Raw genomic sequence first — 6,975 nt, 5'->3', positions numbered from 1 at the left:
CAACCCGCCCTCCCCGAGGAAGTCCACGATGTCCCTTTCGCGGCCCACGCCAGGACCCGCCTGTCCGCCCCCTCCCGAGGCCGGAGCGCGCCTTGTCGCGGCCGATCACGTCGCCGGCGTCGTCCAGGTCTTCGAACCCCACGGCGGGCGGCTCCTGGCCCGGCTGGAGGGCCGCCATCTCTCCGAGCACGCGGGGTTTCTGCGCCTGCCGGGCGGGCGGCTGGCCTTCGTCGACGACCTCGCCGGCGAGGTCGTCCTGCTCGACCCCTTCGCCGCCGGGGCCGGCCGCCCCCTGGTGAGCGCGACCGTGCCGGTGGCGGTGCCCGCCGAGCACCTGGCGACGGACCCGTCCGGCCGGTTCCTCGCCGTCTCCACGGGGTGCGGCCCGCACGCCGAACCGTGGAGCGATCTGCTGACGGTCGTCGATCTGACGCCGGACGGCGGCGGGCCACCGCGCGCCGTACGGGTGCGGACGCGGGTCGGCGAGCCGGGCGTCGCGTTCCTCGGCGCGTACGGCTCCGGCGAGCGCGGGCACGAGCGCGGTTACGGGGCCGGGCACGGTTACGGGCACGAGCACGGTTACGGGGCCGGTGAGGCGCGTGCCTCCGCCCGTACGGACGCGGCGGGCTCGCCGCCCCTGCTGGTGATGCGCCATCGGATGCCGGGCTCCCTCGGCGCGTACCGGCTCGACGCGCTGTTCCGGGCCGGCCCCGGCTGCCCGCTCGTCGAGCCGTGCGACACGCTGCCGCTGCCGGACGACGGCCACGGGGACGCCGTCGACCCCCTGACCGGGCGGCTGTTCACGGCCACCGAGGACGGCGTCCGCACGGCCGTACGCGCGGGGGCGGGCCGGCTGGCCGCCGGTCCCGGGCTGCCGTGGGACGCCTGCGGGCGCGCGGGCGGGCGCGGCTACTACCTGCGGCCGGACCCGGCGCACCGCACGCTGTGGAGCACCGTGCGCGGAGGCCCGGCCGACCCCGGGCGCTGGCCGGAGTGGACCAACGACGCCTGGTGGCACCGGCTCGACGAGGGCCGCACCGGTCGCCTTCCGCTCGGCCCCGGCCTGGTCTTCCGGCTCGCCCTCACGGCCGACCGGGCCGCGTTCACGCGCATCCATCCGCGCGGCGACGAACTCGTCCTGGTCGACAGCGCCTTCGCCGACGCCCGTGGCGTCCCGCAGGTGACGGCCCGTATCCCGCTGCCCGCGATGGACGGCGCGCCCCGGGAGGGCGGCACCCCCTGGGACGGTGTCCAGCGGCGGGCGGTGGCGGCGTCCCCCGGGGCCGATCTCCTCGCGGTCACCCGGGGCGGCCACGGCGAGATCCACCTCATCGGCGCGACGACAGCACGGGTGCTGCGCACGCTCCGTACTGATGGCGCGCTGCACGAGGGGGGCCATCTGGCGCTGGTCACCAGAGGGGACGGGGGGTCGGGCGACACGGTGGGCCGGTGACGCGCGCCGGGCGTACGGGTCCCGGCCGGGCCGGACCGGGGCCCCGCCCGGGCGGTGGGCGGGCCCGCATCAGTACTGACCGCACACGTCAGGACGGGCCCTCGTCAGTACTGACCGCGCGCGTCAGGACGGGCCCCGCTCAGGAGTGACCGCGCGGGTCAGGACGTAACCGCACGCGTCGCGGCCGCGCGTCAGAACTGTGCGGCGCGCATCAGGACGCGCATCAGCGCGGGACCGTGCCCAGGGCGCGGTGGCGGGCGCGGCGGGCCGCGAGCCGGGCCTCGGGGTCCCGGGCGCGCAGCTCGGCGAGTTCCGTGCCGAGGATCGCCCCGAGCCGGATGAGGAACGCCCGCGGCAGATCGGCCGCGTCCGGCGCCTCGCCACCCCGCCCGGCCCCGGCCTCGTACGGCTCGCCGCTCCCTCGCCCCGCCCCCGCCGCGACGTCCGCCTCCTCGGCCTCCTCGATGACGCGGTCCACGATCCCGTGCGCGAGCAGGTCCGCCGAGCGCACGCCCTGGCGCCCGGCCACCTCGAACGCGCGGTGCGTGGTCCGGTGGAGGATCGCGGACGCGCCCTCCGGCGGCAGCGGGGAGAGCCAGGCGTGCCGTGCGGCGAGCACCCGGTCGGCGGGCAGCAGCGCGAGGGCGCCGCCGCCGGCGCCCTGCCCGAGCAGCAGACAGAGGGTGGGCGCGGGCAGGGTGACGAGATCGGCGAGGCAGCGGGCGATCTCCGCGGCGAGGCCGCCCTCCTCGGCCTCCCGGGAGAGCGCGGCGCCGGCCGTGTCGACCACGGTGAGCAGCGGCAGGCCCAGTTCGGCCGCGATCCGCATGCCGCGCCGGGCCTCCCGCAGGCCACCGGGGCCCAGCGGGGGCTGCTCCTCGCCCCGGCGGTCGTGACCGAGGACCACGCAGGGCGTGCCGCCGATCCGGGCCAGCGCGAGGAGCAGACCCGGGTCGTGCTCGCCCGCGCCCGTACCGCTGAGGGGGGTGACGTCGCGCCCGGCCACGCGCAACAGGTCGCGCACGCCGGGGCGCTCGCCGCGGCGGGAGCGCCGTACGGATTCCCCGGCGGCGGGCGCGCTGGACGAGGCGGCGCCCGAAGCGTCTTCCGCGCCGGCGGGCGCGGCACCCAGGGGCACAGCGCTCAGGGGCACGGACCCCAGGGGCACGGCGCCCGCGGGCACGGCCCCCACGGGCACGGCACCCGGGGCCCCCACGGGCGCGGCACCCTCCCCCGCCGTGTCCCCGCACAGGACACCGAGCGCGCGCGCCGCGACGCCTCTGAGCTGGTCCTGCGGCAGTACGGCGTCCACCAGCCCGTGGTGCAGCAGGTTCTCGGCGGTCTGCACCCCGGAGGGGAACTCCTCGCCGTAGAGGGCCTGGTGGACGCGCGGCCCCAGGAAGCCGATGAGGGCGCCGGGCTCGGCGGCCGTGACATGGCCGAGAGACCCCCAGGAGGCGAGGACGCCGCCGGTCGTCGGGTGGCGCAGATAGACCAGGTAGGGCAGGCCGGCGGCCTTGTGTTCGGCGATCGCCGCGGTGACCTTGACCATCTGGACGAAGGCGATCGTCCCTTCCTGCATGCGGGTGCCGCCGGAGGCGGGCGCGGCGAGGAGGGGGAGGCGCTCGGCCGTGGCCCGCTCCACGGCCCGTACGAGCCGCTCTCCGGCCGCGACCCCGATCGACCCGGCCAGGAAGCGGAACTCACAGGCGACGACCGCGACCCGGCGGCCGTGGACGCGGCCCTCGCCGGTGATGACGGACTCGTCGAGCCCGGTGCGCTCCCGGGCGCGTTCCAGATCGGAGCGGTACGACTCGTCCGCCACGGCGAGGTCGACGGGCTCGTCCCAGGACTGCCAGCTGCCGGGGTCGACGGTGTCTTCGATCAGCCGAAGCGCGGGCGCACGATCGTTCGGAGCGGTCATGGCACCACCCTGCCACGACGCTCGCGCGCGGGCGCGTGAGACGTGATCACTGCGATACGACGCGCCGCCCGGCCACCCGCCCGCCGGCCACCCTCAGCCCGCGCTTAGGCCCTCCTTAAGCCGTCCATAAAGATCGCCCAACGCCCCGCCGAACAGCGGAAATCCGGGAAGCGGAGGGCTAGCGTGCTGCTCGCCGGGGCGGGTCCGGCGGGTTCGGGACGCTTCGGGGAGGCGCGCCGTCCGCCGCCCGCCCCGGTTCGGAACCCCACATTCCGTCGTCCCCCCACAGCCTCCCCCGAAGGAGACGCTCACGATGACCGCTCGCCGTACGGCCGCCAGGACCGTCGCCGGCCCCGCGCCGCTCGCGACCCCGCTCGCCCTCGCCGCAGTCGCCGGGCTCACCGTGTTCGGGTCACTGGCCACGGCGGGTACCGCCGCCGCGCACGGCTCCATGACGAACCCGGTCAGCCGGGTCTCGGCGTGCTACGCGGAGGGGCCGGAGAACCCCAAGTCGGCCGCCTGCAAGGCCGCCGTGCGGGCCGGCGGCACCCAGGCGCTCTACGACTGGAACGAGGTGAACATCGGTGATGTCGCCGGGCGGCACCAGCAACGCATACCGGACGGCAAGCTGTGCAGCGCCGGCCGGGACAAGTACAAGGGGCTGGACCTGCCGCGCGCCGACTGGCCCGCCACCACCATGAAGAGCGGCGCGCACACCTTCGCCTACCGCGCCACCGCCCCGCACCGGGGAAGCTTCCAGCTCTACATCACCAAGGACGGCTACGACCCGTCCAAGCCCCTGAAGTGGTCCGATCTGGAGGCCAAGCCGTTCGCCTCCGTCACCGACCCGACGCTCAGGAACGGCAGTTACGTCTTCAACGGCACCGTTCCCCGGAAGACCGGCCGCCATCTGATCTACAGCGTCTGGCAGCGCTCGGACAGCCCCGAGGCGTTCTACACCTGCTCCGACGTCGTGTTCGGCAAGGCCGCCGCGGCATCGGCGGGCGAGGCCGCCGCGCCGGCCGCGCCCGCCGCCCCGAGCGACGCCCAGATCGCCGCCGGCGCGAGCAAGTCCACCGTGGACCACGGCGGCCACGGCGGCGACGACCACCAGCCGCAGACCGCACCCGGCACCGCCGGCGCGCCCGGCACGTCCGGCGCCGGCGACGCCAAGGACGTTCGGCCGAAGAGCGCGCCGGCCGGCGGCGGGGGCACCGACGACCGGAGCACGGGCACGAACGGCACCACGACGGGCAACCAGCCCGCCCCCAACGGCTCCGCCACCCCCGTACGGACGGAGAACCTCGCCCAGACCGGCGGGAGCGGCACCACGCTGCCGCTCGCCGTCGGCGGGGCCGCGGTGCTCGCGCTCGGCGCGGCCGCGATGATCCTCGCTCCCCGGCTGCGGCGCCGGCGCGGCCTCCCGCCCACCCGCTGATCACGACAGGCGAGAGGTGCCGGACATGCCCCGGCCCCGTACCTGCGCCAGGTACGGGGCCGGGGTGCCATGTCGCCGCATCGCCGTGTTGCCGAGTCGCCGTGTCGACTGGGCGACTCGGCCGCACAGCCACAAGGCTGCACAGCTACAGAGCTACAGGGCTGCGGAAATACGGGGCCGCGGAACGATTCAGCAGGCCGTCGTGCCGCGCACCGCGTCGATGAGCGCCGGCGACGAGGCGGTGCTCTTCATGATCGCCGTGACCTTGCCGCAGCCGCCACGCTTCTGGTAGACGGGGCCCGCGTACTGGCTGAAGGTGCCCGAGTCCTCCTTGCAGCCGTCGGCGATGTAGTTCGAGCACAGCTTGATCTTCATGTACTTCGCGACGCCCGTGTTGTTGTCGAAGATCGAGCACACCGGCTGGTCGTTGCCCGCGCCGGGCTTGGTGTAGATGAAGAGCGTGCCGAAGCGGCGCTCGTCGGGGAGCCGCTCGGCGTAGTAGAGGGTGTAGCCCGTGCCGCACACATTGGCGGCCGCGGCGGCGGCCGCCGGGGCGGCGGCGGCTATCGCCCGGGTGGGCTCGTTGGCCTCGCGGGAGATCTGGACCGTGCTGGAACCGGTCTCGGCGATCGCCTGCGGCGCACCGATGAAGAGAAGGCCCAGGAGCATCGCGAAGACTGCTCCCATCGATTTTCCGCTCGCGTACGTCATGACGCTCCCTGACAGAGGTCGGGTCCGACAGCACTGCCTGCCGCCGCCCGGCGTGCGGGATCTCCGGCACGCCCGCAGACCCTAAGCCGAGCATTCCCGGGCAGGCGCCCCGAAGTTCACATGCGGAACCATGTACCTCTATTTCCGGGACAGCGCGTAGCGGACGCACCCCCGTCGCTGGCCGCGATGCCCGGATTGGTCCGGACCACCGAGGGGACGTCGACTACGGACAGCACACTGAAATCGAAGCTGTGTGCTGCGTCACAACAGGGCGGTTCAGGCCACGTCGCGCCGCAGCAGCGCGGCGGAGTGCGCCGCGTGGTGGCCGAAGCGGGCGCGGGCGCGGTCCACGGCCGCCTCCACGCGCCGCGCCTTCTCGTCCTCCGGGTCCAGGGAGAGCTGGTGGGCGGCGTGGTCGGCGCCGGTCAGGTCCTCCGCCCGCAGGGACAGCGCCCGCACCCGGGCGCGCTGCAGACCGAGCGCGGCGTGCAGGGCGTACGCGGCCTCGGTGAGCGCCGGCGTGTGCGCCGTCGGCTCGGCGAGCGCCCGGGTCCGGGTGGTCGTGGAGCGGTCGGCGTAGCGGACGGTGAGGGTCAGGGCGCGGGCGATCCGGCCCTCGGCGCGCAGCCGGGCGCCGAGTTCGTCGGCGAGGGAGAGCAGCGCGCGACGCCGCCGCTCGGGGTCCAGCTCGTCGTGGCCGAAGCGGTGTTCGGCACCGGCGGAGCGGGCCGGGGCGTTGGGGGTGACGGGCGAGGGGTCGATGCCGTGGGCCCGTTCGTGGACGCGCCGCCCGGCGGTCGCGCCGAGGATGCGGGTGAGGGCGGAGAGCGGCGCGGCGGCGATCCGGTCGACGCTGTCCAGACCGTACGCGGCCAGGGTCCGGGCGGTCGCCGGGCCGATCCCGTGCAGGGCGACCGCGGGCTTGCGTTCGAGGAAGCCGGCCACCGCGGCGGGCTCGGCGGGCACCGTACGGATCGCGCCGGGCGCGCCGTCCTGGGCGGCCATCCGGGCGAGCAGGGGGTTGGCGGCGACGCCGATGACGCAGTCGGCGCCGTACCGGGCGAGCGCCCGGACCCGGACGAGCTCGGCCAGTTGGGCCGCGTCGCGCCGAAAGTAGCGCAGCGCGCCGCGCACGTCCGCGAGGGCGGCGTCGGGCGGCAGGGCCTCGACGACGGGGGTGAACTCGCCGAGCAGCGCGAGCAGTCCCTCGTACGCCTCCTCCCCGAGGGGTTCACTCGACAGCGGGTGGAAGCGCACGCACAGCACGTGCGGCACGCTGTCCGCAGCGGGGGCGCGCGGGGGCGCGGGCGCCGGCTCGGGCGCCGGTACGTGCTCGGGCTCCTGTACGTGTTCGGGCGCGCGTATGTGCTCGGGTGACCGTACGTTCTCGGGCGCCTCGGGTGCCCCTCCGCGCTCGGGCAGGGGCGGGGGGCCGGGCACGAGCGCGGA

At 76.1% G+C, this 6,975-nt stretch carries 5 protein-coding genes; 2 read left to right on the top strand and 3 right to left on the bottom strand.

What is annotated here, in order from left to right; all coding sequences use genetic code 11:
* The first annotated feature begins 28 nt into the window (after positions 1-28).
* Positions 29-1,453: a hypothetical protein gene (locus ACSNOD_RS26610; RefSeq protein ID WP_436769604.1), complete on the top strand. Its 1,425-nt coding sequence runs from the start codon at positions 29-31 to the stop codon at positions 1,451-1,453.
* A gap of 223 nt (positions 1,454-1,676) precedes the next feature.
* Here the strand turns inward: ACSNOD_RS26610 and ACSNOD_RS26605 are convergent, their stop codons facing one another.
* Complete coding sequence (locus tag ACSNOD_RS26605; protein ID WP_436769602.1) at positions 1,677-3,377, bottom strand: carboxyl transferase domain-containing protein; 1,701 nt, start codon at positions 3,375-3,377, stop codon at positions 1,677-1,679.
* A 313-nt stretch (positions 3,378-3,690) separates the two neighbouring features.
* Between ACSNOD_RS26605 and ACSNOD_RS26600 the strand changes: the two genes are divergently transcribed.
* The gene (locus ACSNOD_RS26600; RefSeq protein WP_436769601.1) at positions 3,691-4,815 is read left to right on the top strand and encodes a lytic polysaccharide monooxygenase auxiliary activity family 9 protein; all 1,125 of its coding nucleotides are present in this window, start codon (positions 3,691-3,693) and stop codon (positions 4,813-4,815) included.
* Positions 4,816-5,004: 189 nt separating this feature from the next.
* Here the strand turns inward: ACSNOD_RS26600 and ACSNOD_RS26595 are convergent, their stop codons facing one another.
* Entirely contained in the window at positions 5,005-5,526 is a 522-nt protein-coding gene (locus ACSNOD_RS26595; RefSeq protein ID WP_436769600.1) for a hypothetical protein, read from the bottom strand.
* 276 nt (positions 5,527-5,802) lie between these two features.
* The gene (locus ACSNOD_RS26590) at positions 5,803-6,801 is read right to left on the bottom strand and encodes a DNA polymerase Y family protein (RefSeq protein WP_436769603.1); all 999 of its coding nucleotides are present in this window, start codon (positions 6,799-6,801) and stop codon (positions 5,803-5,805) included.
* Positions 6,802-6,975: the final 174 nt, after the last annotated feature.

Source organism: Streptomyces sp. URMC 123 (genome assembly GCF_051386515.1).
Classification (GTDB): Bacteria; Actinomycetota; Actinomycetes; order Streptomycetales; family Streptomycetaceae; genus Streptomyces.
This window is presented reverse-complemented; position numbering and strand designations above follow the sequence as displayed.

Excerpts from the sequence above, each read along its gene's own strand:
- ACSNOD_RS26610 (WP_436769604.1), top strand. The coding sequence starts at position 29 with ATGTCCCTTTCGCGGCCCACGCCAGGACCCGCCTGTCCGCCCCCTCCC.
- ACSNOD_RS26605 (WP_436769602.1), bottom strand. The coding sequence starts at position 3,377 with ATGACCGCTCCGAACGATCGTGCGCCCGCGCTTCGGCTGATCGAAGAC.
- ACSNOD_RS26600 (WP_436769601.1), top strand. The coding sequence starts at position 3,691 with ATGACCGCTCGCCGTACGGCCGCCAGGACCGTCGCCGGCCCCGCGCCG.
- ACSNOD_RS26595 (WP_436769600.1), bottom strand. The coding sequence starts at position 5,526 with ATGACGTACGCGAGCGGAAAATCGATGGGAGCAGTCTTCGCGATGCTC.